Below are 23,844 nucleotides of genomic sequence, written 5' to 3' on the forward strand. Positions count from 1 at the left end.
TTTATCATGTCAGCAAGTGAAGGGGAAGTAACCGCAGGAATGACAAATTCGGGATTATTAATCCAAGGGGAAAACGTGAATAAACACCGACATTGGACCATAAGTGAAATCACTGCTATTTATGAGCAATCATTTAATGATTTGCTTTACGAGGCACATCGCATTCATAGAGAACATCACCCAGCTAACGTTGTTCAATTGGCCAAGCTACTTAGCATTAAAACAGGAGCTTGTCCTGAGAATTGCGGCTATTGTTCACAAAGTGGTCACTATCAAACGCATGTAGAAAAAGAAAAGTTGATGACCGTTGATCAGGTTTTAGCGAAAGCGCAAGAAGCAAAAGATAATGGCGCCAAACGATTTTGCATGGGTGCAGCATGGCGTTCGCCACCGGATAAAGCCATACCACAATTAAAAGAGATGATTGCTGGTGTCAAGGCTATGGGCTTGGAAACTTGCATGACCTTGGGCATGTTGACAGAAGAACAAGCCTGCGCACTAAAAGAAGCTGGCTTAGATTTTTATAATCATAACATTGATACCTCGCCGTCTTATTACGATAAAGTAGTCACTACAAGACAATTTAGTGATCGTCTTGAGACACTAGAGCGTGTTCGTCAAGCAGGTATTCGTGTTTGTTGCGGTGGTATTTTAGGACTCGGAGAAACCCGCGAGGATAGAATAGAATTTTTACTTACTTTGGCGAATATGGAATCCCCTCCTGAGAGCGTGCCCATCAATCGCTTAATTCCCGTTGAGGGAACTCCTCTTGCAAAGGCTAGTCCTGTTGAGGGGATAGAGTTGGTTCGTACTATTGCAACGGCGCGTATACTTATGCCGACAAGTGTCATCCGACTCACTGCGGGTAGGACGGAAATGAGTGATGAGCTGCAAGCACTTTGTTATTTTGCAGGAGCCAATTCCATTTTTATCGGTAACAAACTTCTCACGGAAGACAATCCAACACAGAATAAGGATCAACAGTTATTTGAAAAATTAGGTCTAAAGGCGTTTGCAGAAACATGCTAAATGATTTAGTTGTTGATTATTGCAATCAGCTTTTAAAAAAAGGGTTATATCGTCAGCGTCGTTTGGCACCGGAAATTGATGAAGGCATTCTTAATTTTAGCTCGAGTGATTATCTTTCATTAACGCAAGACCCACGAATAAAACAAGCTTTTCAACGAGGCTTTCAAAAATATCCATCGGGTAGTGGTGGATCGATGGTAGTCTGTGGCTATCATACCATTCACAGAGAACTTGAAAGTACTTTTGCACAGCGATTAGGTGCGGATGATGCTCTTCTTTTCAGCTCAGGATACGCAGCCAATTTGGGGGTTGTGTCCATGCTCGCTCGTTTAGGAGCTCATCTGTATATCGATAAATGCATTCATGCTTCATTTTATGATGGTATACGTCTTAGTCGCCCCAGTTTCACTCGCTTTTTACATAATAATCTTCAGGATTTACAAGAGAAATTAGCTGCAATAAAGCCTAACCCTGTCATTTTGACAGAGGGTGTATTCAGTATGAGCGGTCAAATGGTTTCTTTAGAGAAGATGAAAACGTTATGTGAAAACGTCAAAGCTGAACTGATTGTTGACGAGGCTCATGCTTTTGGGGTGCAAGGACATCAAGGATTAGGAGCTGCACACTATCATCAATTGACACAAAAAGAGGTTGTTCTACGAATCGTCCCCTTTGGTAAAGCATTTGGTTGTCAAGGAGCAATGGTTGTGGGGCGAAAGGAGTGGATTGATGCTTTATTGCAATCAGCGAGATCCAATATTTATTCGACTGGTGTTAGTCCGGCAATTGCTTATGGCTTATTGGAAACGCTAAATATCGTCCTAGCTGCGGATGATAGAAGGCAAAAATTGTTTCAATTAATTAATTATTTTCAGCAAGCCATCAAAACGTCTCCCTTAACCTGGAGACATTCAAAGACTCCCATTCAGCAATTGCAGTTAAACTGTCCGCACAAAGCTTTGTATTACGCTAATGCATTAAGAGATAAAGCAATTTTTTGTTCCGCGATGCGCGAACCAACCGTTAGCAAAAAAGATACAGGGCTGCGGATAATTTTAAATTATCAGCATGAACCGAAAGATATTGATCGCTTGTTGTCACAACTCCATTATATTTATGAAACTGAACATTGAAAGAAGAGGCAAAGGACGCCCACTTGTCTTTTTCCATGGCTGGGGGTTTGATCATAGGGTTTGGTTACCATTAGCAACAGCGTTGGAAACTCAGTATTCCTTATATCTCGTTGATCTCCCAGGATTTGGTCTTAGTTCACCAATGAGCTGGAGCGATTTCAAAGATAGGCTACTACAGCAATTACCTAAGCAGTTTGTGATTATTGGCTGGTCTATGGGGGGGCTATTTGCTACCAAACTGGCCATTGAGGCCAGTGAACATATCATGCACTTGATAAACGTCGCATCTTCCCCGCGATTTATTAAAAATGAGAATTGGCCTGGAATTGAAAAACGGGTGTTTTCTACCTTTTTTAAAAACTTAGCAACAAATCCTCAACAAACCATTTCCGAATTTATTCATTTGCAACTAAGAACATCCCGACTGCATTGCAGTAAATATCAGAAAAACAATTATCATCCTATTGAGTTTCAACCACAGCCGGAACATTTAAAAACTGGATTGGAAATTCTAGCTACTTGGGACTTACGACATGCTCTTCATGATTTTCATAAACCGGCGAGCTATTTATTTGGTAGGCTTGATGCCATTACACCTGTAGCAACCATGGATACCATGCAACAATTATATCCGGCATTTAATTATGTTATGCTTGCTAAAGCCGCGCATATGCCTTTTTTGTCCCATCAGCATGAATTTATCAAATGTTTGGAGCAGTTGTTAGCATGAAAACCTTCTTTATTACTGGCACTGATACGGATTGCGGAAAGACATATGTAACTTGCCAACTTCTTAATCATTTGCATCGATTTAAAAAGAAGGCATTTGCCATTAAACCCGTAGCGAGCGGTGGACTTCAGCAGAATGGACAATTAATTAGTGAAGATGTCATTAATTTACAAAAGTATAACCAACATTTGGCTTGTCCTGTGAATGGCTGGACATTTTCTTCCCCAATCTCACCACATCTCGCTGCAAGAGAAGAGGGAAGCACTTTAACCATCAAAGAAATCGCAGCTTTTTGTTTTGATGAATCTTACGCAAGCCTGGATTATCTTCTTATTGAAGGGGCAGGCGGATTATTAGTGCCTTTAAATGAAAAAGAAACCTGGTTGGACTTTCTAAGTTTAAGCAAGGTTCCCGTCGTTTTAGTTGTAGGTATGCGTCTTGGTTGCATAAACCATGCTTTATTGACTGCCTCCGTACTTCATCATTATGGTTTACCTTCTCTCGGGTGGATTGCTAACTGCTTAGATAAAAACATGTTGGCTTTAGAGGAAAATATCGCAACCCTTGTTGATAGAATGCCTATGCCTCTGATAGGAACTGTACCTCATGAAGGGGCGTTTGTTAGTCATTCTTTGATTCTGGAAAATCTATAATTTCGTTCACCATTCTATGCTTCTGATCTCGAATTACCGCCGCTTGTCCGCGGTATGTCCAGACTGACGTGATGAATTCCGCGGTCGATGTCTTCCAATTAGAGCGTAGGTTGGGCCTTGGCCCATAGCCGTCAGGCTAAGAAAGAAATTGTTTGTTTAACTTATTGAAATAATAATAAAAAAAGCTAGAGTACCCTTTTAAATTTTTTCCCGCCAGGAAAACAACCAAAAGGGACTCTATGCTGCTGGATACCCTATCAAATATTCCTCAAGAAATCTTTAAATTTTTTACTTATGAAGCGGATCGGATAGGAAAGGAAACAGGTTTTCAGAAACGCCGTTCAAAATTGACACCTAGTGTTTTTATAAAATCATTGATAACGCTCTGTTTTTCAGAACATTTTAATTTGGAACTTTTCTGTGGATTGGTAAAAACGCAAAAAGTTTATATCAAAAAACAATCATTACATGAGCGATTTAACGAACGAACAGCCGGATTTCTTAAAGCCTTTTCATTATTCTGTTTAAAGCACTTTCAAATGAAAAAGTTACCTCAACTCCAAGGATTGGAGCAATTTAGTAGCCTTAACATCATTGATAGCAGTACTATATCCTTACATCAGGCGCTGAATGAGCTTTTTAAAGGCAGTGGCGGAGCCGCATCCAGTTCCGCTATGAAAATCCAAATGATGTTTGATTATCTTGGTGGACAAATAAAAGAGCTTACTCTAACTTCGGGCTGTGATAACGATCAGGGCTTTGATAATTATTTTAATACTATTGAAAAAGGAGCTCTTTATTTAATGGATTTAGGTTATTTTAAACTGAACACGTTTAAGAAAATTATGGAAGAAAACGCTTTCTTCATAAGCCGCTTGCTCACCGGAACTAAACTTCTAACACAAGATAAGAAACCTTTTGATTTACTCGTTACCTTGGAGAATGCTGCACCATTCTTTTCTCAGCAGGTCCTTATGGGAGCAACGCATAAAATTCCTGTCCGCTTGGTCGCTCAACGATTACCACCAGTCATTGCCGAGCAAAGGCGGAGAAGACTTATAAAAGATCATCGTCGCCGTGGTTCCACACCAAACCAGGAATCGTTGGCTTTACAAAGTTGGTCTATTTATATTACCAATACCTCTGAAACTCAAATCAATAATAAAGCAATTCATCAAACGTATGCTTTACGATGGCAGGTAGAACTCCTCTTTAAATTAAGTAAATCCTTAATGCATATTGACTCTATCAAAACTAAAAAGTTTGCTCGAGTGATTATTGAAACCTATGGTAAGTTTATTGCAATGATGCTTTTGTTTTTGCTATGCAATCCCATGCGCAACATAGAAGGCAAACAACTCTCTTTTTATAAAGCCTGTCACCAACTAAGTTCCAAGGCTACTGGATTGATTATCGCCCTCATGTCTCCTTATCGATTAAAGCATTTCTTGAATGATTTCTATGAAAATCTCTCCCTCTTTGCTATCAAAGATTCAAAAAAGAAACCTCTTTTGACCTTTGACTTCTGCGAAGGAGAGTGCTTTTAAACTCTTAGCCTGACGGCTATGGGCCTTGGCCCGACCTACACTTGCTTGCTGCGGAATGACGGACGCCAGGTTGTTGTAGTAAAAATAATCATACTGTATTATTATAAATGCTTATGTTTGGGAATTTTGTGGCAAATATTCTAATAGATGTTGGTCATCTAGCCCTAGAAAACAAACCTCACAACGTTGTTCCTAATGCGGTTGTTAAGCTATAATTCAAAGCTATTTCTAAAAATAAACAAAAATAGTATGAATGATCGAAATTTGTGGAGATTAGTTGATGCCAATTTATGAATATGAATGCAAAAGTTGCCATCATCATTTCGACTTGATGCAAAAAGTGAGCGACGCTCCAGTAAAGCAATGCCCACAGTGTTTTGAGGATACCGCTGTGCGTTTGGTTTCTGCTGCCGGTTTCCAATTAAAAGGAACAGGCTGGTACGCAACAGACTTCAAAAATAAAGATAATAAAAAAGAAGCTAAAACAACAACCGAGGGTTCATCTACTGCAGATAAGAAACCCGCGGACTCGCCACCACCTGTTAAATCAGAGAAAAAAGGTGACAAAGATTGAAATCTAAAACATTCCGTCGTTATTTGTTAGCAGGTCTTGTTGTTTGGTTACCCATCGTGGTGACCTTCATTGTGCTGCGTTTTATTGTAGAAATGCTCGACCAAACGATGGCATTGCTGCCTGCTGCCTATCAACCTGATCGCATTTTTGGGATGCATATTCCGGGTTTAGGAGTCGTTCTATCTCTTTTAATTATTCTACTTACTGGCGTGATTGCCACCAATTATTTTGGTCAACGGCTGGTTAACTTAGGTGAAAAAATACTTGCAAGAATTCCTTTGGTGCGCTCAATTTATAATGCAGTTAAACAAGTTATTAACGCATTATTCGCGACGAATAGCCAAGCCTTTCGTAAGGTTCTGTTAGTAGAATATCCTCGTGAGGGCATGTGGAGCCTTGCTTTTCTAACTGGTAGCACGAATGGCTCAACGATTTCGCGGCACACAGGGGAGGAGATGATTTCTCTGTTTGTACCGACAACACCAAACCCTACTTCAGGGTTTTTGCTAATGGTTCCGAAACGTAATGTGCTTGAGGTAGATATGACGGTAGACGAAGCATTGAAATTTATTATCTCATTAGGAGTAATGCAACCAACAGCGATTGCAGCTCCTGAATAAAGAATTTAATTATATAAGATAGGCGGCTTTTATGAGATCACATTATTGCACCAGTATTAATGAAACCATGCTTGGACAATCTGTTAATGTTTGCGGTTGGGTTCATAATCGTCGTGATCATGGTGGTGTGATCTTCTTGGATATTCGTGATCGTTCAGGTTTAGTGCAAGTTGTTTATGAGCCAGAATTCACAGCGGTCTTTGCAGTTGCTGAAAAGCTGCGGCATGAATTCGTTGTCCGCATCACCGGGACAGTACGCAGCCGCCCGCAAGGTATGTTCAATGATAAAATGGCCACTGGTCATATTGAAATTCTAGGAACGGAACTAGAGATATTAAATCAATCAAAGACACCGCCATTTTTACCTGATGAATATCAAGCTGTAAATGAGGATTTACGTTACCGCTATCGCTATTTGGATTTAAGACGAAGTGAAATGCAATACAACTTAACTCTGCGTCATAATATGATTAGTTGTATACGAGGCTATTTAAATTCGCAGGGTTTTCTTGATATTGAAACACCTATGCTTACGAAGGCGACTCCTGAAGGTGCTCGTGACTATTTGGTGCCATCGAGAGTGCACCAAGGTCAGTTTTTTGCTCTACCGCAATCGCCGCAATTGTTTAAACAATTGCTGATGATGTCAGGTTTTGATAAGTATTATCAAATTGTGCGCTGTTTCAGAGATGAGGATTTACGAGCAGATAGACAGCCTGAATTTACGCAGCTTGATATTGAGATGAGTTTTATCAATGAGTCTCATATTCAGACATTGATAGAAGGTATGCTGCAAAAGGTTTTCAAAGAGGTCTTGCAAATAGAATTGCCAGGGAAATTACCTAAGATGACTTATGCTGAAGCGATGCGGCGATTTGGTAGTGATAAACCAGATTTACGTATTCCGCTGGAATTGGTTGATGTGGCTGATTTGGTCAAAGGCTGTGATTTCAATGTGTTTGCAACTGCAGCAGCAAATCCAGAGGGTAGGGTTGTGGCCCTTAAATTACCTGGTGGTTGTGAGTTGAGTCGTAAGGATCTTGATGGCTATGGGGAATTTGTCGGCATCTATGGAGCTAAAGGCTTGGCGTATATCAAGGTCAATAATCTTGAACAGGGCATACAAGGTTTACAATCGCCGATCCTTAAATTCCTTTCTGAAACCTGCGTGAAGGCTATTCTTGATCGTATGAATGCCAAGACAGGTGATGTGGTTTTCTTTGGAGCTGGTCATGCCCAGCTTGTGAATGAATCAATGGGAGCCTTGCGAGTCAAATTGGGCCATGATCGTCATCTCGTTGAGGAGGGTTGGCGTTTATTGTGGGTTGTCAATTGGCCAATGTTCGAGGTTGATTACAAAACTCAACAATTGCAAGCCATGCATCACCCATTTACTTCTCCACAAGAATTATCGACAGAAAGTTTACGCCAAAATCCAACTACAACACTTGCCAGAGCATATGACATTGTCATTAATGGTTTTGAAATTGGTGGTGGTTCAATTCGTATTCATGATCCTAAACTGCAACAAACCGTCTTTGACTTGTTGGGAATAGGTGAGCAGGAAGCAAACGAGAAATTTGGATTTTTACTGGATGCTTTGGAATACGGTTGCCCTCCTCATGGAGGTATTGCTTTGGGTATTGATCGTTTAGCAATGCTGTTAACCCATTCCAGTTCAATTCGTGACGTTATTGCGTTCCCTAAAACGCAGTCGGCTGCCTGTCTTTTGACTAACGCTCCGACTCCTGTGGGTGCTACACAACTTAATGAGTTAGGAATTCGTCTTGCGGCCACTTCAACATCCAAATAAACATCACAAAACCAGCATCTTCCACCGATTTTGCTGGTTTTATCTTAGTCTGATCCTATGCGTGGTCAGTTTGCAATTGGGTTCAGGGGTAGCGCATGCAAAACCCGAGGCTAGTTCAAATCAACTCATTGAGTACCTTGTCCAGGAAAGGATGAAATTAACGCTGACTATTAATGAAGTCAAATTAATGACTCCACCAGTGGATCGTGCTGCTTATCTTAAACAGCGACAAGAAAATGATGCCATGCTGGCTTTGAATCAGGCGAAGATCAGTAGCTTGGAGAGTTTTCTTGCTAACCAAAAGCAGCAACAACAAGATTTTACCCAACGGTTAAAGCATCTGCAGCAAACACCGTTATCGCAATCGGCACAAAAAAACTCACAAGAACGCATCGGCAAAATTAATACCCTTAATGATGTCAATAAAAAAACGATTGAATTGATTACAGAAAATTTAGCATTAGCCAATCGCTATCAAGAGGCTTTAATTTTACAGAAACAACAACTCGACCTGTGGAAATCAAAAGAGGAGATGCAAGAGCAATTACAAAAGTTGCGAAATCAGGAGGACAAATTAAATACATCTCTTGTTCGCTTATATAACAATACCATTAAACTGCAGCAAGAAATTAAAACCGATGCGGGTTTTCCTGCGACTTATGTCGCCGAAGCAAGATTATTGTTAAATAACCAGGTGATCAACTTAACACAATCTAAAATAGCTGAAATTGATTTACAAAAGAAATTAGTTAAAGCTGGTTACTTGCTCTTAAAAGATCCAAATATAAGAACCCTGCAGAAAATTACCGACACTTATAAAGGCGCCATCACACAATTATCAGAGATGGAACAATCTTTAAAGAGGATGGCGGCCATATTGACTGAAGAAAAGGCTCATCTACCGAATGATAAGTTAAAACAGCAATTTGTAGCATTATTGCGAATTGTGAATACAAGAATCGAGGGTATTGCTATCCAACAGCAAACGTTGCAAGAAGATTTGGAAAATCATCAAGAAGAATTAAAAAAGCAACTTTCTGTGCGCCAAAGCCTCTCAGAATATCGTCTGGACAGTTGGCCAATTATCATTAAGCAGTTATCTCACATCCCAACACAATTTTATAGTTATTTAAAATCACTTGCTTTAAAAGTCAAAGATAATTATTTGTGGCAAGACATGATTCCATCAGTTTTGTTGTGGGTCATGCTAGGGATCATTCTTCTTGGAGCTTATGGCTTACATAAGTTATTGAAACCACTAACAAGTGACAAGGAGCGATCGAGGCTATCTGGACATTTATACGATGGTGCTTTAGTGCTACTGAGTCGCAACATCCCACAGTTGGCTTTTTTTGCACTTATTTTTACCATATTGTATGCCAACCACATTCTTTTTTCTAACTATCAATTGCTACTCAATTTGATTTTTGTATGGCTAATCTTTCGTGCTTTAATTTTAATTGCCCGTCTGGTTTTGTTGGAGCGAATTAGTGATTCGTCAGGCAAGGATGTGCGCTTGTATTATCGTATTAAGTGGCTATTGTTAGCTGGAGGATGGACAACTGCATTGATGGTGATTAGTCATCTATTACCTCTATCTATCCTCCTTCAGGATATCTTTAATCGCTTATTCATGCTATTTCTTTTGGCTGTTTCTTTAGTGGGTTGGAAAAGCAAAGATGTGATAAGTCATTTATTGCATCCGATGTTAAAAACCAAAAAAAGATATTTTCGTAATGCTGTCATGCTTCTGGTTGTTTTAATTCCATTAACATTATCTGTGACTGCGATGATAGGTTTAATAGGCTATATCAATATGGCTTGGACAATGAGTCGTTATGAAGTTCAAATTTTACTTATTATTACTTGCTATGTTCTAAGCCGAGGTTTATTAATTGATGCCTTAGAACTGTTATCAGAGTGGATGATTTCCTCGATGCGTAATGGCTGGCTGTGGACTGAGGTTTTTTTAAAGCCCTTGGATAAAGTTGTTCGCCTTATGCTACTGATTTTTAGTTTGTTTGTTTTGTGTCAATTGCTTGGCTGGCATTCTGATTCTGTCATCATCGCCAATTTACTTAAGTTTGGTGAATATCCATTAGTGAATTTATCTGGGGTGTATATCACACCAATTAGTGTCCTTGAATTCCTTATTTTGCTTTCCGTATTTATTTGGGCAGCGAAATGGACGCGGGAATTCGCTTACCGCTGGCTCTATCGAGATGCTAGGGACGCTGGGATACGAAACAGTCTTTCAGTATTCACCCAATATGCCGTTATTCTTATTGGTGGCTTTATCACTCTGCGGGTTTTAGGTCTTGATTTTAGTGGTATGTCGATGGTTATTGGTGGTCTTGCTGTTGGTATGGGTTTTGGGCTGCGTGACTTTGCTTCTAACGTTGTTGGTGGCTTAATGCTTCTTATCGAGCGTCCGGTGAGGGAAGGGGACCTGATTACTTTGGGCAATTATGAAGGGAGAGTAGCACATATTGGTATTCGTTCAATGCGTGTATCCTCATGGGATAATATGGAAGTATTAATTCCTAATGCAGAAACATTTAACAAGCCTTTCACAAATTGGACTCATCAGGATAGCATCGTACGGACTGTTATTCCTATTAAAGTGAGTCGTGCTGATGATCCAGTGATGATCCAGCAATTAATTTTTGATGTTTTAGCCGTTATTCCCGAAATCGTGAGCGAGCCCGCACCTCAAGTATTTTTGACACAAATTGATGATGCGTTAATCGAATTTGAAATAAGGTATTTTATTAATGTGCAATTGCATACGCGGTTTGAGATTCGCTCAAAAGTATTATTTGCTCTTACCGCTCAATTTAAAGCTGCTGGAATCAAACCACCGATTCCACCCATCAGCGTCGAATTGAAAGAAGGTGAACATGCCTCAGCTACTGCCAAAAGTACCGTTGAGGAGTGAAGCTGAACTCCTAGAACGTTGTGCACTGATTGAGGGGTGGAGCTTCTGGCAATTAGCTGCCTCATTACAAATTGACATTCCTTCCGAACACACTAAACGCAAAGGTTGGGTAGGGTTAGCGGTTGAGATGGCTTTAGGTGCTACGGCAGGAAGTAAATCACTTCCTGATTTCTCCAGCCTGGGTATTGAGCTTAAAACGTTACCAGTTAGCAGTACCGGAAAACCAGCCGAATCCACCTTTGTTACCAGTATCCCTTTACTCACTATTCACCAACAACAATGGGAAACGTCTCAATGTTATGCAAAATTAAAACGAGTACTATGGATCCCTGTAGAAGGAGATAGACAAATTCCTTTTCCACAAAGGCGAATAGGACATGGTTTTTTATGGTCTCCTAACCCAGCACAAGAATCTATTCTTGCTAGTGATTGGCAGGAGCTTGTGTTTATGATTAGTAGCGGCCATCTGGAAAAAATTGATGCAACTATCGGTGAATACCTTCAAGTAAGACCTAAAGCTGCCAATGCAAGATCACTTTGCTACGGTTTTGATCAAGAAGGGAATAAAATTTTAACCCTTCCTCGAGGATTTTATCTACGAAGCGGGTTTACGTCACAAATTTTGAATCTTGGCACTCGCTTGCAATAGACGCTTTGCATCCTTCATAAAAGTTGATAAAGTTAAAAAAATCTTCAATTATCAAGGGAGTAACTGATGAAAAAAATTGCGCTCTTTATGTTTTCTACGATCACCATGATGAATGTATATGCGGCAGCTCAATTGACTGGCACCCCGGAACAACAGATTCAACAATTAAATACTCAAATACAAACTCAGTTAAAGCAATTGCAAGCGCAACAACAGCAACAAATTGATACCTTAAATTCGCAATTGCAAAACCAAATAAAGCAAATACAGGGTCAATTACAAGATCAGATCCAGAAGGTTAATCAGCAAACCCAGGCACAAATGAAACAGATACAAACTACCCTTCAGCAACAAATTCAACAAGTTCAGCAGCAAGCGGTTCAGAGTAAGGGCGCTAGTTAAGGGGAGAGGCATTCGTATATTCCCTCTCCCTTGTGGGAGAGGGTAGGGTGAGGGGCAAATCTCTATTTATTCTCTCGATATATATGCTGCGCAGAAGCTTGTACTGTTGGCATAATGGTTAACTCAGAAATATCCACATGCGCGGGCCTCGTTGCACAATAATAGATGGCATCAGCAATATCATTTGCACGCAAGGGTGTAAAATCTTGATAAAATGCTTTAGCTTTGTGTTTATCTTGCCAACGTACCTCACTAAATTCCGTTTCGACAGCACCAGGGGCAATTTCAGTAACCCTTATTGGGGTTCCGAACAAATCCAAACGCATTGATTTGGTAATCGCCCTGACTGCATGTTTACTCGCACAATAAACATTACCACCGGGATAACACTCCTCACCAGCTATAGAACCAATATTAATGATGTGGCCTTGATTGCGTTTAAGCATTCCAGGAAGTATGAGACGACTGACGTAAAGCAATCCTTTAATATTGGTATCTATCATTCTTTCCCAATTCTCAAAAGCTCCCTTTTGCAGAGGATCGCTTGATAAAGCAAGCCCAGCATTGTTGATTAATATATCAATGGCTTGCCATTTAGGAGGAAGTTCAGTAACGGCAGATTCAACATCCGCTTTTGAACTGACATCAAGAGATATTGGCAAACTCTCGGTTGAATATAGTTCCTGAAACTCTCGTGAAAGGGTCTCAAGACGCTCTGTTCTGCGAGCACATAAAATGAGTTTCGCTCCATTTAACGCAAAGATGCGAGCACAAGCTTCGCCAATTCCGCTGGATGCCCCTGTAATAAACACGATTTTATCTTTAACACTCTGCATTGAATTGGCTCCGTGACTGAAAAAAATAGACCAGATGCTCTCAGGGGTAAATTCCTACTATAAATACGGTAGTGTGTCAAATTGTTCATACATTTTTGCTTCTTCTACTCTAGCACGCCTATATGGTTTTAAACGATTTTGCGTTTAATTTGTTGCCAAACATTAAAAAATAAAGATAATTGCAACAGTCGATTCTAGTCTTTCCATAAGAAGTAGGATTGGCCCAACAATTCTAGAACATCGTAGCATCTAATCTTGGGTCAAGACCCAAGAACATCGAATTACCGTGGCTTGACCACGGTATCCATGGTTCATTGAGGATCGCTGGGTACCGTGGTCAAGCCACGGTAATTCGGTTTTTGTTTTTAGCACATAAAGAAGCTTGAAGGTCGAATATTAAGGAAGATTCATGAAAATGTTGTTTTGTATCAAGACGGATCATCAGATGATCCCAAAACAACATTTTTAACGTGGCCTAATAATTGCCAGCTGTTTTAGCGTAGCCTGGGTTAGGCGAAGCCGTAACCCAGGGCTCTCTTTGGTAACCTCATCACCATTAAATGCGTTTGCTGACCCTTAAAAGCGCCTCCTTTCATCGCATATTCACCTACTGGTTTGAATCCAGCTGTCTCGTAGACATGCTTGGCCCTAGGATTATTTTCATCAGGATCAATGAAAAAAGTATCAGCCATCGGATCGATTTGTTCTTGATAGAATACCGTAAATTTTTTTAATGTTGGTGCGGCTAGTCCTTTTCCTAGAAAGCTCTTATTGCCAATGCCAAAATCAAGGCTGATAGTATGTCCATCCCTTGATAAATATTTTCTATGAAGTTCAGTGACATCCTCTTGTGAGTCCAAAATTTCATCACTTAAGAGGAAAGCAAAGGGTTGATTATTAACAAAGCCTACCCAATATTTTGTTGTCCCATAAAAATAGTGCTGCTTGCGTCTATGGATAAAGTTGCGTATATCATCCTTATGCTCTTGGCTGTTGTCCCAGAATTCTTGGATGTGAGGTAAGCTTAGCCATTCAAAAATAATGTTTTCGTGTTGACGATTAGCTTTCTCAAAATAAATCGAGTTAATCAAGTCTTGAATCATTGCAAATCCTTACATTCTACAGATTATGCAGAATGATCCTTGATTACGGCTTTGCCGCATAAAGGCTACACTGCTAGTATTAAGTCTATTTTCACTATAGCATGCATACTATCATGAACATTATGGAACGAGATAATGCATACTTGGCCTAATACAGAAGTTACAAGCCTTCTAAAGATTGAACTGCCAATTATACAAGCACCCATGGCTGGTGGGATTACAACGCCAGGGTTAGTGGCTGCTGTATCGAATGCTGGTGGTTTAGGATCGTTAGGTGCTGGATATATGAATCCAGATGCCATAAAAAAAGCCATTGGTGAAATTCGGCAATTAACTGATAAACCATTTGCTGTGAATCTTTTTATTAATGAGAAAGTGAACGTCGCTCAGTTAGAGATTCAAAAAGCCTGGGAAGCAATCACTAAATCATGTGAGGAGTTAATTAAAGATACGAACATGGTTTTGCCTCAACCCCCATATTTACCTTCATTTGAAGAGCAGATGAAAGTTATTGTTGAGGAAAATGTGCCAGTTTTTAGTTTTACATTTGGCATACCGTCAAAAGAATTACTGAAAGAATTAAAAATTAATAATATTAAACTCATTGGTACAGCAACTACGCTTCAAGAAGCGATATTACTTGAACAAGCCGGTATTGATATTATCGTGGCTCAAGGTTGTGAAGCAGGGGGCCATAGAGGAACCTTTATTGGCAAGGCTGAAAATGCCCTCATAGGCATCAGTTCACTAGTACCTTCCTTGTTAGACAATCTTAATACACCTATTGTCGCTGCTGGTGGCATTATGGATGAAAGAGGAATTATTTCTGCGCTTGTTTTAGGTGCCGCGGGTGTGCAAATGGGAACAGCTTTCTTAACATGCACTGAATCTGGCGTACATCCTAAATATAAAAATCTTCTTTTAAATACAAAGCAGGATTTAACAGTGCTCACCAAAGTTTTCTCTGGAAAATTAGCACGCGGGATTCGCAATAAATTCATTGATCATATGGAAGCGCATCATAATGATATTCTTAAATACCCTATACAGCATGCTCTAACCAGTCCAATGCGTAAGTATGCACAAGAACAAAACAATACGGATTTTATGTCAATGTGGGCGGGGCAAGCTGCTTTTTTATGTCAGACACTTCCTGCTCAGCAACTAATTAAAGAATTAAATAATAAGATAAAAAGTAATTCCCACGTCATTCCGAGCGAAACGAAGGATTTCCTACGAATGATACAAAATACGTATAGCCATGAAATGCAGCAACAACTCAAAGAAAGCCTAGAATTATTGAAAATAATTTTAGGAGATGAGCTTTTAGGGGTTTATCTTTATGGCTCATCTCTTGTAGGTGGACTACAAAAATACAGTGATATTGACTTATTCGTTGTCTCTAACCGTGCGACCACCTTAGCAGAAAAAACCAGATTAATTGCTAATCTTCTTCAAATCTCGGGTATTTACATGAAAAGCTCCAAGTTGCCTATTGAAATCACTATTGTTGAGAAGGCAGCGATTAATCCTTGGCATTATCCCCCAAACTTTGATTTTCAGTATGGTGATTGGTTACGTAAATCTTTTGAGAAGGGCATTGTTGAACCATGGCTGACCCATGAGATGCCTGATCTTGCGATAATTGTTACTCAAGTTTTGTTAAAGAGCCAAACCTTATTTGGGTTAGAACCTCAGCAGCTATTGGCGCATGTGCCATATCATGATTTTATAAAGGCCATGCTCCATGATTTAAATAGACTTGCTACTGATCTTGAGCATGATACTCGAAATGTTCTGCTTACTTACGCGCGGATCTGGAGTACTTTAGAAACAAATGTGATAAGGTCTAAACCTGCTGCGGCAGACTGGGTAATGCATTATTTACCTAAAGTGTACCACCCTGTGATGAAGCGGGCCAAATCGATTTGTATCGGTGTAGAAAATGAATATTGGGATGATATTAAATTACTTGTAAAGTCTTGCGCAAATTTTATGGTAGATAAAATCAATGAACAAACTTCATTGATAAACTTTGATGATCCCAACAAGTTAATCAAACTAGCTGAGGAATCATTTCCAGGAGATCCCTCGCTTCGCTCGGGATGATATGTGGGGAGTTATGATAAAAAAACGCTAATGCCGAAAATGGAACTTTATTTAAGTCGTAACTACGTGCTTGGTTAAGAGACACTGTCGGTGCAATTAATTCTCATATACTCAATATAACCGACAGGTTTCGCAGCGTCTATACTCGCATAGAAATCCTTACCCAGTGTATTATTTTTTAATAATACCCAGTCAATTCGTGTGCAAGAGCGGTCTTTCGCTATTTTTTTTAATTGATTCACTAACTTTGTGCCAATTCCCATTCTTCTATATTGTCTTTTTACATATAAATCATGTAAATAAAGACCAGGGCCGTCGAAAAGTGGGAAATTACGGTTAGTCATTGAAAAAAGTGCAAAGCCAGTTGGTATATTTTCTATCTCACTTATTAGCACTTCAGCACCTGGTTGTGATGAAAAAAGAATTTGAGATAAGGATGTCCTATTTTGGGAAAACCTTTCTATCACTTGCCCTTCAGTGAATAACTCAATTAAAGAATTATAAATAAAATCTAGATCGTTAGGGCAAGCTAACCGAATATTGATGTTTTTCATATCTTTATTAATTTTAATGCAATTAAATGAATCATATGATAATCCTAAAAGGAACCTAGAGCCAGAACATCAAAACCGATAAACCCATTTTTCAAAACTTTCCATATAGGTAGTTAAAAATTCGCGGGTTTGATCATTTGAAAGATGACCCTCTTTATCGAAGATTTTATCTACATGTCCTACATAGGCTTCTGGTGCCTGCATACACCAAATGTCTAAAAATACAAAGGTTTGCCGAAGGTGCTGATTAGCACCAAATCCACCTGGTGCACCAGGGGAGGAGCTAATCACAGCACCTGGTTTCCCACCCCAAATGCTTTTGCCATATGGTCTTGAGCCCACATCAATTGCATTCTTCAGCGGTGCTGGAATGGAACGATTGTACTCAGGAGTGACGAATAAAAAACCATCAAATGTTTTCATTTTTTTGCGAAAAGCTACCCACTCAGGAAGTGGATTATCGTGATCATCAGGATCTTGGTTATAAAGAGGAAGTTGTCCTATTTCAACAATTTCCAGCTCAAGAGAAGAGGGGGCCAGTTTAATTAAAGCCTTAGCGAGCTTACGGCTCCATGCTTCCTTGCGCAAACTGCCTATTATAACTGCGATTTTTTTACTCATGCGGTCCCTCGTATATGAATCCCTTTATATTAAAATAATAGTTAATTAGTAGGAATTCAATTTTTCTAAATTACTCCATTTGCCTTTAGCGTTTTTCAGACATCAAAATGATACGAAAGAGAACTATACTTAACTTAATGAGTAACATAAAAAGGATTTATATGAAAACCTATCAAAATCCTCAGCCATACGCAGTGGATCGTGTAAGTAAACTAAAAGATAAGCCTAATAATCTAGAAGGCTCTAAACATAAAAAGGGCATAGGGACTTTAGACCAAAAAACGAGTAAAGAAATTTTTAAAAGAGAATCTGAAGAACAGGCTTGGAAAGATGTTCTTGAAAAGCATGGTATTACCTTCCAATAAGAGTAGCCTCTGCAGCTAGAGAAATCATTTCGTTGGCTAGCCCACACAGGTCAACAGCTAAGTAATGCACTATACAAAGGTTACCTTTTTCCTCTCCTCAAGAAGGAGTTCTTCATCGTCCCCAATAATTGGACGGGAATAGGAAAACTTTTTCCCTAGAAAGATAGTGGAAGGATCCATCCTGTAATCAGATTCTAATTTTTTGGGAACAAAATTAGAATCCTTCTTTGCCATATATATGTTTTGTATATTAAAGAATAAGGAACGAGCTTCTGTTTCGGGCATGTATGGGGAGTCATCATTCCTATCGAATAACTGATTGTGATGGGAATAAATCTTACTAGCCGAATAGAGAAGAGTAAAGCTGATAAGAATACTAAAACCAACAGCTCCAGGGAGAGCCAGGAGACTTGCTCCTGCAAGAGCTGTTCCCGCAAAGACTAGGCTCCAAACGACAAGCGCAATGGAATGACAAAGCTTCTCAATAAGAGGTAGTGAGGAGTGGAAGTCATTTTCTGGAGTTTTACTAAAACTTTCTGGATCATATGCAAGATTTTCTAATATGCCCGCCAGTTTCCCATACTCACTAACCATCTGATTTTTTATCCACATTTGATTTTTTCTGATTAATAATCGACGATAAAAATCAATGACATCATCGATATCTCTTTCTGCATATTTATAATATTTATTTGCTAACTTATTTTGTTGCGCGGTCTTTGAAAGAGTTGTTTTTAATGTAATTAACCTTGAAGTAATTCTCTCAAATTCCCACGTATACTTATCTTCAAAGAAAGAAATCATAGTTATGCAAGATCATTGTTATTGTAAAAAATACAGTTTATTAATATTTTGAACTTCTTGCAAACCATTGTAGGGCTGGATGTCCGCTAATGCGGTCATCCAGGAGTAGTAGACTGGGCTGTTAAACCCTGCATTCATCTTTAGCCACTATGAATGGATCATGGTTTGACTTTGTTTGCTTAATAAGTCTTCCCATACCTGAAGCAAATCTTTAAGAGGGTGCACGTCAGTATTTTTGTGACTATCCAATAAGGCTGGCTTTTTACCTTGCTTAACTTCGTCATGTTGTACAATAGCATCTAACATGTAATCAGCAGACTTTGCAGTAGTGGGATCAATAGTCTCTCTGGTAAATGGATCTTGGAATTTGCCATTTTTAATTAGATTTGAAGCCGTATCACGGTTATAAACTCGTTTATTAATTTCGATAGGATCTAACAATGGCATCATGGTGATTGGATCATTGCATTCTGTTGGTAGATCATCACCTAGTTTACTGGCCATATCTTGCGCTGCTTTCTTTTTAGCTGCATCAGGCGCAGGAATATGACTAAAGGGTGTAGGAACAACTGTTGGTCGTGGTGAAGCAGCTTCTTGGTCAAATTGTACTGGAGAACGTGTTGCAGCAGCAGATGCCCGATGAGGTAGTTCCTGTTGGAAAGAACCCATATGGAAACTAGCCCGATTTATTGATCCTAGGAATTCATTACGAGTACGTGGGATTTGATAATAGTTATCAACAAGCATTTCTAAAAGAAGAAAACGCTTAAACGCTAAATGGTTTATACGCTCATTAACTTGGTTAAAATTATGATAGGAAATAAATGAAGAGCGGCTCTCTCTTTCATGAAATTTAGTCTCTTGATATAAACTAAAAATATCGATCTGAGGCACAAAGGGATTAAATCGCATGCGTGGTTGCATTTCGATAATAACGAATATCATAGGTTACCTATTGGTTAAAAAGAGTGTGTTAAATATAGCAGCGGCATCTTAAGGTTTTCTTAACTCTTTATCATTTTTGGGGACTTCGAATTGCCTCAAATTATCTGTTGCCGAAGGATGACGTAAATAAGTCCATAAATTGCTTCGTTGCCTCAATATGGCTGTTGCCGAGCGAGAGGAACAGAAATGGGGCAAGTGAATATGGATTTGTATCTAAAAATACAGCGTATCCGCTATCAACGAGGCAATAGAGCGTTAAAAAAACGCATTCTGGATGAATTTTGCGAGACGCATCATTATCATCGCAAAGCAGCAGCTCGTTTATTAAGACAGTTACCCATTTCTGATAAAAGTCCGAAGAAAGTTGGAAAAAAGAAGACCTATGACCCATCCATATTGCTGGAGCCTTTAAAAAAGATATGGCTTGGCACGGATCAGATGTGTGGTAAACGATTAAAGAGAGCTCTTCCCTTATGGTTACCTCATTATCAAAATCATTATGAGCCTTTAGCGGCGGAGATATCCTCTCAACTGCTAACCATGAGCGCTGCTACAATTGATCGCTTACTCAAGCCTGTTAAAACTCACTATGGAAAAGGCTTAAGTGGAACAAAGCCTGGAAGTATTCTCAGGAATCAAATTCCAGTCAATACGAATCAGTGGAATACTAACGAAGTGGGTTTTATGGAGGCCGACAGCGTTGCGCATTGTGGAGCATCACTAGCCGGTGATTTTGTTTGGTCTATTACGCTGACGGATATTTTCAGTGGCTGGACAGAAATGCGGGCCACTTGGAATAAAGGAGCTCATGGTGTCTTGGGGGGTATTCAAGACATAGAAAAAAATTTACCTTTTGAAATCAAAGGGTTTGATTGTGATAACGGCTCAGAGTTTCTCAATTGGCATCTCATTCATTATTTTACTGAGCGGGACCCACAAAAAGCGGTTCAATTTACTCGCTCTCGTCCTTATAAAAAAGACGATAATGCACATGTTGAACAAAAGAACTGGACTCATGTGCGTCAACTGTTTGGTTATCATCGTTTTGGTAATCCAAAGCTCGTTGAGCTTATGAATGACTTATATTCTAACGAAGTCTCCTTGTTATTTAATTTTTTCTATCCTTGCATTAAGCTCATTGACAAAGTACGAATTCAATCCCGTGTAATCAAAAAATATGATCAACCCCAAACGCCCTATCAGCGACTGATGACGTCGAATGGTCTTACTCTCGCTCAGAAAACAAAATTACAAGAGACCTTTAATACACTCGACCCGTTTGACTTGCAAAAAAAGATTCAAAAAAAGCTAAAATTAATATTTAGATTAGTGAATATTCAACATGTAAAACAAAGAAAGGCTCTTTAATGAAAGTCTTATTCAATATTGTAAAAAGACAGGAACATAAAGCCTGTGGATATGATGGACGAGTCCTTCGGACCAGCCTGTGCCCTATGGGACGTGTGGACAAAACCATGAATAACAAAAAGACGTTATTCACAGTTATTGCCCACACTCACAGGCTTCTCGCCCACACACCCACCAGGCTCAATAGCAATTATTTTTTAATCGCAACAAAACCTCTCAAAAGCAACACCTATTCTGAGGCAACGACTCAGTATATTTTTTGTCCTTCGGCAACAGGTTCTATTGAGGCAACAGGACTTTCTTTTTGTTCTTTGTATACAAGTTATGTTTTTGGATATAACGAATCACTTCTGGAGGCAGCCTGAAATTAGGCACGATTTTTTTACCGATTAAATTGCGAATGTTGGTTGAGTCAACATTGAAGTTTTGATCATCTTCAATAAAAAAAAACTTATCAGATGCACATGAAGGTAAGGTTTTAATAACTTTCTTCATATCAAATGAACTGGGAATCAATCCTGTTGTTTTTATATATCTACCCGTGGAGTGCATTACAGCCACTTGAGCAATATCTAATATTTTGTTGCATTCATACCAAGAAGGGAGCTCGAGAAAGACTGCTGTATCTATTAGCAAAAGTAAGGATTCGGTAGTTTCCTGTTTTAATGAGTTCAATACATCAATGGCATACGAACGACTTTTAAATTGTTCACAGCGTTCATCCAGTGAGAAATAAGCACAAGGTTTAATCGCGAGCTTAATCATGTTACAGCGGTGATGAAATGAAGTAGTTATTGTTTTATTCGTACGGGGTGAACGTAGCTGCGGTACGAATAAGACCTTGGTTAAATTTAATTTTTGTTTTGTTAGATCCGCGGTGGTTAAATGACCATAATGAATCGGATCAAACGCACCCATAAAAACCCCGATCATACCTTACCCCTACTTATTCTAATGAGGTGATAAAATGGATAAATTCTTTTTCACTAAGACCTAAATTGCCTACTGTGCTACAAGTGATCATAACAGATTGGTTTTGCTCCACTCCGCGCATCTCATTACAAAGATGTCGACAATTTAACATTACCCCGACCCCAATAGCATTAATTTCCTCCATCAATGTTTTAGCAATTTGTTCTGTTAATCGTTCCTGTACTTGCAATCTTCTCGCATACGTTTGTGATATTCGTGTTAATTTACTCAGCCCAATGACTTGATGTTTAGGAATATAACCAATATGACAAATGCCGAAGAAGGGGAGTAGATGGTGTTCACAAAGACTATAAATAGCAATATTTTTGTTAATAACTAAACCACTGTTATGAGGAAAGTATGTTTCATTAATAATGGTTTTAAAATCCTCAGTATACCCAGAAGTCAAAAACTCTAAGGCTTTAGCAAAGCGGGTGGGTGTTCTTTTTAATCCTTTCCTGCTTATATCTTCACCCATTTCGATTAGCAATTCTTGTATAAGAGCTTCCACACGTTGCAGATTCATTGAGTAATCTCCCCAACTTTCTTATTCACTCACTCTCTTTAATATAGCTGGATTGTGAGCTAATGAATGAGGAGGGCTAGCTCGTGTAGCCTGGCTGTTGCCAGCCAGGATCTGTTTCGTTTGTTACAGAATATACAATCGTGACAGTTCTGATAAGGATTGATCTATCGTTTCAAGTATGAAATTGACTTGTTCCCGATTGATCGTCAAGGGTGGTGCTATTCGGAAGACGTTACCCAATTGTCCTCCTTTTCCGAGCAATAGTCCTTTGTCTTTACAAAGATCCATTAACTGAAGTGTTTCATCAGATGCTGGGGTTTTTGTGTTGTGATCTTTGACTAATTCAATCCCTAAAAGCAAACCACGACCGCGAACATCTCCGATGAGAGAATGTTTCTTTCGCAACTGATTGAAACCATCTTTGAGTAGATCCCCCATGATACGAGCGTTTTCAACAAGCTGTTCTTCTTTAATAATTTCCAGGGTAAGCTTAGACTGGATCATTTGCAGTGGGTCACCCGCAAACGTATTAAAATATGTTTTGCCAGTCATTGTTTCAGCGACCTCAGTTTTCATAAGTACAGCCCCAACTGCAGCGCCGTTACCAAAGCCTTTAGCCATGGTCACCATGTCTGCATCTATGTTCAGGGTTTTTGTGAGTAAAAGATCACCGCCACCACGACCAGCTCCTGTTTGTACTTCGTCACTGATGTATTTACCACCATAATTATGAACGATACGAGCGACCTCACTAAAATAGGCATCAGGAGGGGTAATAAATCCGCCTACACCCATCACTGGTTCAAGTATGAAAGCAGCTATCTTACCATGTGTCGAATTTTGAATTGTCGTTTCAACATTTTTTGCACATTCCAGATCGCAACTTTCGGGTTTTTGTTTAAACGGACAGCGGTAGCAATATGGCTCGAGAGCAGAGGTTACGCCTGTAATTGGCTGGCCTTTGAATCGCCAGATTGAGTGGCCACATGAGGCGAGAGCAGCAGAAGTACCACCATGATAAGAGTGACGCACATTCACTACCATTGTTTCTCCAGTCGCGTGACGAGCTGCCATTATGGCAAGTTCATTAGCCTCTGAACCAGAATTGGTAAACGATACCCTGTCCATACCATTAGGTGCTTCTTCAAGCAAGCGCTCTGCAGTTTCCACTGGCGCCTGATTCAAATAAAGAAGACTCGTGTGTTGAATGACATCATTTTCTATAGCTTCGATAAGTGCCTTTTTGATTTTAGGATGATTATGTCCAGCAGAGATGCAAACGATTCCGCCTATAGCATCGAGGTAACGTTGTCCTTCAGAATCCCAGACATAAGCACCTTGTGCTTTGGTAAGCTGAACTGGCTCTTTATGGTAAAACCCAGCTGTAGGTAGAAAGTGTTTTTTTCTGAAATTAATAAGCTCTTCATTTGAGCGGGGTTGTATTGGATCATTGTACTCATTCATGAGGGTTGTTTCCTTTTATGTTTGTGAAGACTTGAACTTGTAAATAAGAAGCCTTTGCAGATTCCTTTTACTGCAAATTCTTGTAGATT

The 23,844-nt window shown here is 39.4% G+C and carries 24 protein-coding genes; 15 read left to right on the forward strand and 9 right to left on the reverse strand.

All coding sequences use genetic code 11. The annotated features are described in order from the left end of the window. Positions 1 to 39 precede the first annotated feature (39 nt). The 11 genes from bioB (at position 40) to CKV79_RS07055 (ending at position 12,088) form a co-directional block, all read left to right on the forward strand. Positions 40 to 1,029, forward strand: coding sequence for a biotin synthase BioB (gene bioB / locus CKV79_RS07005; protein WP_051546165.1), 990 nt, complete (start codon positions 40 to 42; stop codon positions 1,027 to 1,029). Next, positions 1,023 to 2,162 (forward strand): aminotransferase class I/II-fold pyridoxal phosphate-dependent enzyme, encoded by a 1,140-nt coding sequence (locus CKV79_RS07010; protein ID WP_035915568.1) that lies wholly within the window; start codon positions 1,023 to 1,025, stop codon positions 2,160 to 2,162. The genes bioB and CKV79_RS07010 overlap by 7 nt, the downstream gene beginning before the upstream one ends. Continuing rightward, entirely contained in the window at positions 2,146 to 2,892 is a 747-nt protein-coding gene (locus CKV79_RS07015; RefSeq protein ID WP_028373354.1) for an alpha/beta fold hydrolase, read from the forward strand. The genes CKV79_RS07010 and CKV79_RS07015 overlap by 17 nt, the downstream gene beginning before the upstream one ends. After that, positions 2,889 to 3,545, forward strand: coding sequence for a dethiobiotin synthase (bioD, locus tag CKV79_RS07020; protein ID WP_028373353.1), 657 nt, complete (start codon positions 2,889 to 2,891; stop codon positions 3,543 to 3,545). Before CKV79_RS07015 ends, bioD begins: the two co-directional genes overlap by 4 nt. Positions 3,546 to 3,784: 239 nt before the next feature. Beyond that, positions 3,785 to 5,092 (forward strand): IS4 family transposase, encoded by a 1,308-nt coding sequence (locus CKV79_RS07025; protein WP_095141691.1) that lies wholly within the window; start codon positions 3,785 to 3,787, stop codon positions 5,090 to 5,092. Between the two features lie 280 nt (positions 5,093 to 5,372). After that, entirely contained in the window at positions 5,373 to 5,666 is a 294-nt protein-coding gene (locus CKV79_RS07030; RefSeq protein ID WP_028374176.1) for an FmdB family zinc ribbon protein, read from the forward strand. Beyond that, positions 5,663 to 6,286 (forward strand): DUF502 domain-containing protein, encoded by a 624-nt coding sequence (locus CKV79_RS07035; protein WP_028374175.1) that lies wholly within the window; start codon positions 5,663 to 5,665, stop codon positions 6,284 to 6,286. The genes CKV79_RS07030 and CKV79_RS07035 overlap by 4 nt, the downstream gene beginning before the upstream one ends. A 31-nt stretch (positions 6,287 to 6,317) precedes the next feature. Further along, the gene (gene aspS / locus CKV79_RS07040) at positions 6,318 to 8,099 is read left to right on the forward strand and encodes an aspartate--tRNA ligase (RefSeq protein ID WP_028374174.1); all 1,782 of its coding nucleotides are present in this window, start codon (positions 6,318 to 6,320) and stop codon (positions 8,097 to 8,099) included. Then, a complete protein-coding gene (locus CKV79_RS07045) occupies positions 8,074 to 11,037 on the forward strand; it encodes a mechanosensitive ion channel domain-containing protein (protein WP_051546263.1) in 2,964 nt (987 codons plus the stop codon). The genes aspS and CKV79_RS07045 overlap by 26 nt, the downstream gene beginning before the upstream one ends. Beyond that, on the forward strand, positions 11,000 to 11,686 hold the full coding sequence (mutH, locus tag CKV79_RS07050; RefSeq protein WP_028374173.1) for a DNA mismatch repair endonuclease MutH: 687 nt from the start codon (positions 11,000 to 11,002) through the stop codon (positions 11,684 to 11,686). The genes CKV79_RS07045 and mutH overlap by 38 nt, the downstream gene beginning before the upstream one ends. Positions 11,687 to 11,752: 66 nt before the next feature. After that, positions 11,753 to 12,088, forward strand: a complete 336-nt coding sequence (locus CKV79_RS07055; RefSeq protein ID WP_028374172.1) for a hypothetical protein — start codon at positions 11,753 to 11,755, stop codon at positions 12,086 to 12,088. Positions 12,089 to 12,150: 62 nt separating this feature from the next. Here the strand turns inward: CKV79_RS07055 and CKV79_RS07060 are convergent, their stop codons facing one another. Further along, the gene (locus CKV79_RS07060) at positions 12,151 to 12,924 is read right to left on the reverse strand and encodes an SDR family oxidoreductase (RefSeq protein ID WP_028374171.1); all 774 of its coding nucleotides are present in this window, start codon (positions 12,922 to 12,924) and stop codon (positions 12,151 to 12,153) included. A 509-nt stretch (positions 12,925 to 13,433) separates the two neighbouring features. Then, the gene (locus CKV79_RS07065) at positions 13,434 to 14,027 is read right to left on the reverse strand and encodes a GNAT family N-acetyltransferase (RefSeq protein WP_035916148.1); all 594 of its coding nucleotides are present in this window, start codon (positions 14,025 to 14,027) and stop codon (positions 13,434 to 13,436) included. A gap of 135 nt (positions 14,028 to 14,162) precedes the next feature. Between CKV79_RS07065 and CKV79_RS14060 the strand changes: the two genes are divergently transcribed. Further along, positions 14,163 to 16,136 (forward strand): nitronate monooxygenase, encoded by a 1,974-nt coding sequence (locus tag CKV79_RS14060; RefSeq protein ID WP_331712960.1) that lies wholly within the window; start codon positions 14,163 to 14,165, stop codon positions 16,134 to 16,136. A gap of 74 nt (positions 16,137 to 16,210) precedes the next feature. Here the strand turns inward: CKV79_RS14060 and CKV79_RS07080 are convergent, their stop codons facing one another. Both CKV79_RS07080 and CKV79_RS07085 read right to left on the reverse strand, forming a co-directional pair. After that, positions 16,211 to 16,690, reverse strand: coding sequence for a GNAT family N-acetyltransferase (locus CKV79_RS07080; RefSeq protein ID WP_051546261.1), 480 nt, complete (start codon positions 16,688 to 16,690; stop codon positions 16,211 to 16,213). 69 nt (positions 16,691 to 16,759) lie between these two features. Next, positions 16,760 to 17,311: an NADPH-dependent FMN reductase gene (locus CKV79_RS07085; RefSeq protein ID WP_028374169.1), complete on the reverse strand. Its 552-nt coding sequence runs from the start codon at positions 17,309 to 17,311 to the stop codon at positions 16,760 to 16,762. A 161-nt stretch (positions 17,312 to 17,472) separates the two neighbouring features. On the opposite strand from CKV79_RS07085, the gene CKV79_RS07090 reads away from it, so the two are divergent. Next, positions 17,473 to 17,676: a hypothetical protein gene (locus CKV79_RS07090; RefSeq protein ID WP_028374168.1), complete on the forward strand. Its 204-nt coding sequence runs from the start codon at positions 17,473 to 17,475 to the stop codon at positions 17,674 to 17,676. 69 nt (positions 17,677 to 17,745) lie between these two features. On the opposite strand, the gene CKV79_RS07095 is transcribed toward CKV79_RS07090, so the two are convergent. Together CKV79_RS07095 and CKV79_RS07100 are read right to left on the reverse strand one after the other, a co-directional pair. Continuing rightward, positions 17,746 to 18,480 carry a hypothetical protein gene (locus CKV79_RS07095; protein ID WP_028374167.1) on the reverse strand — a complete coding sequence of 245 codons (735 nt, stop codon included), beginning with the start codon at positions 18,478 to 18,480 and terminating at the stop codon, positions 17,746 to 17,748. 147 nt (positions 18,481 to 18,627) lie between these two features. Then, positions 18,628 to 19,425, reverse strand: coding sequence for a hypothetical protein (locus tag CKV79_RS07100; protein WP_028374166.1), 798 nt, complete (start codon positions 19,423 to 19,425; stop codon positions 18,628 to 18,630). A 186-nt stretch (positions 19,426 to 19,611) separates the two neighbouring features. Between CKV79_RS07100 and CKV79_RS07105 the strand changes: the two genes are divergently transcribed. Continuing rightward, complete coding sequence (locus CKV79_RS07105) at positions 19,612 to 20,793, forward strand: integrase (RefSeq protein ID WP_095141753.1); 1,182 nt, start codon at positions 19,612 to 19,614, stop codon at positions 20,791 to 20,793. Continuing rightward, positions 20,793 to 21,158, forward strand: a complete 366-nt coding sequence (locus CKV79_RS13800; RefSeq protein ID WP_154660305.1) for a hypothetical protein — start codon at positions 20,793 to 20,795, stop codon at positions 21,156 to 21,158. The genes CKV79_RS07105 and CKV79_RS13800 overlap by 1 nt, the downstream gene beginning before the upstream one ends. On the opposite strand, the gene nadD is transcribed toward CKV79_RS13800, so the two are convergent. The 3 genes from nadD to CKV79_RS07120 form a co-directional block, all read right to left on the reverse strand. Beyond that, positions 21,073 to 21,726, reverse strand: a complete 654-nt coding sequence (gene nadD, locus CKV79_RS07110) for a nicotinate (nicotinamide) nucleotide adenylyltransferase (RefSeq protein WP_051546131.1) — start codon at positions 21,724 to 21,726, stop codon at positions 21,073 to 21,075. The genes CKV79_RS13800 and nadD overlap by 86 nt on opposite strands. 13 nt (positions 21,727 to 21,739) lie before the next feature. Beyond that, the gene (folE, locus tag CKV79_RS07115) at positions 21,740 to 22,291 is read right to left on the reverse strand and encodes a GTP cyclohydrolase I FolE (RefSeq protein ID WP_051546130.1); all 552 of its coding nucleotides are present in this window, start codon (positions 22,289 to 22,291) and stop codon (positions 21,740 to 21,742) included. Between the two features lie 123 nt (positions 22,292 to 22,414). Then, positions 22,415 to 23,755, reverse strand: a complete 1,341-nt coding sequence (locus CKV79_RS07120; protein WP_028373008.1) for an aspartate aminotransferase family protein — start codon at positions 23,753 to 23,755, stop codon at positions 22,415 to 22,417. Positions 23,756 to 23,844: the final 89 nt, after the last annotated feature.

It is taken from the genome of Legionella lansingensis, from assembly GCF_900187355.1.
Lineage (GTDB): Bacteria > Pseudomonadota > Gammaproteobacteria > Legionellales > Legionellaceae > Tatlockia > Tatlockia lansingensis.

Excerpts from the sequence above, each read along its gene's own strand:
- CKV79_RS07065 (WP_035916148.1), bottom strand. The coding sequence starts at position 14,027 with ATGATTCAAGACTTGATTAACTCGATTTATTTTGAGAAAGCTAATCGT.
- CKV79_RS14060 (WP_331712960.1), top strand. The coding sequence starts at position 14,163 with ATGCATACTTGGCCTAATACAGAAGTTACAAGCCTTCTAAAGATTGAA.
- aspS (WP_028374174.1), top strand. The coding sequence starts at position 6,318 with ATGAGATCACATTATTGCACCAGTATTAATGAAACCATGCTTGGACAA.
- folE (WP_051546130.1), bottom strand. The coding sequence starts at position 22,291 with ATGAATCTGCAACGTGTGGAAGCTCTTATACAAGAATTGCTAATCGAA.
- CKV79_RS07105 (WP_095141753.1), top strand. The coding sequence starts at position 19,612 with ATGGGGCAAGTGAATATGGATTTGTATCTAAAAATACAGCGTATCCGC.
- CKV79_RS07095 (WP_028374167.1), bottom strand. The coding sequence starts at position 18,480 with ATGATTTCTTTCTTTGAAGATAAGTATACGTGGGAATTTGAGAGAATT.
- nadD (WP_051546131.1), bottom strand. The coding sequence starts at position 21,726 with ATGATCGGGGTTTTTATGGGTGCGTTTGATCCGATTCATTATGGTCAT.
- CKV79_RS07090 (WP_028374168.1), top strand. The coding sequence starts at position 17,473 with ATGAAAACCTATCAAAATCCTCAGCCATACGCAGTGGATCGTGTAAGT.
- CKV79_RS07015 (WP_028373354.1), top strand. The coding sequence starts at position 2,146 with ATGAAACTGAACATTGAAAGAAGAGGCAAAGGACGCCCACTTGTCTTT.
- CKV79_RS13800 (WP_154660305.1), top strand. The coding sequence starts at position 20,793 with ATGAAAGTCTTATTCAATATTGTAAAAAGACAGGAACATAAAGCCTGT.
- CKV79_RS07030 (WP_028374176.1), top strand. The coding sequence starts at position 5,373 with ATGCCAATTTATGAATATGAATGCAAAAGTTGCCATCATCATTTCGAC.
- CKV79_RS07080 (WP_051546261.1), bottom strand. The coding sequence starts at position 16,690 with ATGAAAAACATCAATATTCGGTTAGCTTGCCCTAACGATCTAGATTTT.
- CKV79_RS07120 (WP_028373008.1), bottom strand. The coding sequence starts at position 23,755 with ATGAATGAGTACAATGATCCAATACAACCCCGCTCAAATGAAGAGCTT.
- CKV79_RS07025 (WP_095141691.1), top strand. The coding sequence starts at position 3,785 with ATGCTGCTGGATACCCTATCAAATATTCCTCAAGAAATCTTTAAATTT.
- bioD (WP_028373353.1), top strand. The coding sequence starts at position 2,889 with ATGAAAACCTTCTTTATTACTGGCACTGATACGGATTGCGGAAAGACA.
- CKV79_RS07085 (WP_028374169.1), bottom strand. The coding sequence starts at position 17,311 with ATGAGTAAAAAAATCGCAGTTATAATAGGCAGTTTGCGCAAGGAAGCA.
- bioB (WP_051546165.1), top strand. The coding sequence starts at position 40 with ATGACAAATTCGGGATTATTAATCCAAGGGGAAAACGTGAATAAACAC.
- CKV79_RS07010 (WP_035915568.1), top strand. The coding sequence starts at position 1,023 with ATGCTAAATGATTTAGTTGTTGATTATTGCAATCAGCTTTTAAAAAAA.
- CKV79_RS07060 (WP_028374171.1), bottom strand. The coding sequence starts at position 12,924 with ATGCAGAGTGTTAAAGATAAAATCGTGTTTATTACAGGGGCATCCAGC.
- mutH (WP_028374173.1), top strand. The coding sequence starts at position 11,000 with ATGCCTCAGCTACTGCCAAAAGTACCGTTGAGGAGTGAAGCTGAACTC.
- CKV79_RS07100 (WP_028374166.1), bottom strand. The coding sequence starts at position 19,425 with ATGATATTCGTTATTATCGAAATGCAACCACGCATGCGATTTAATCCC.
- CKV79_RS07055 (WP_028374172.1), top strand. The coding sequence starts at position 11,753 with ATGAAAAAAATTGCGCTCTTTATGTTTTCTACGATCACCATGATGAAT.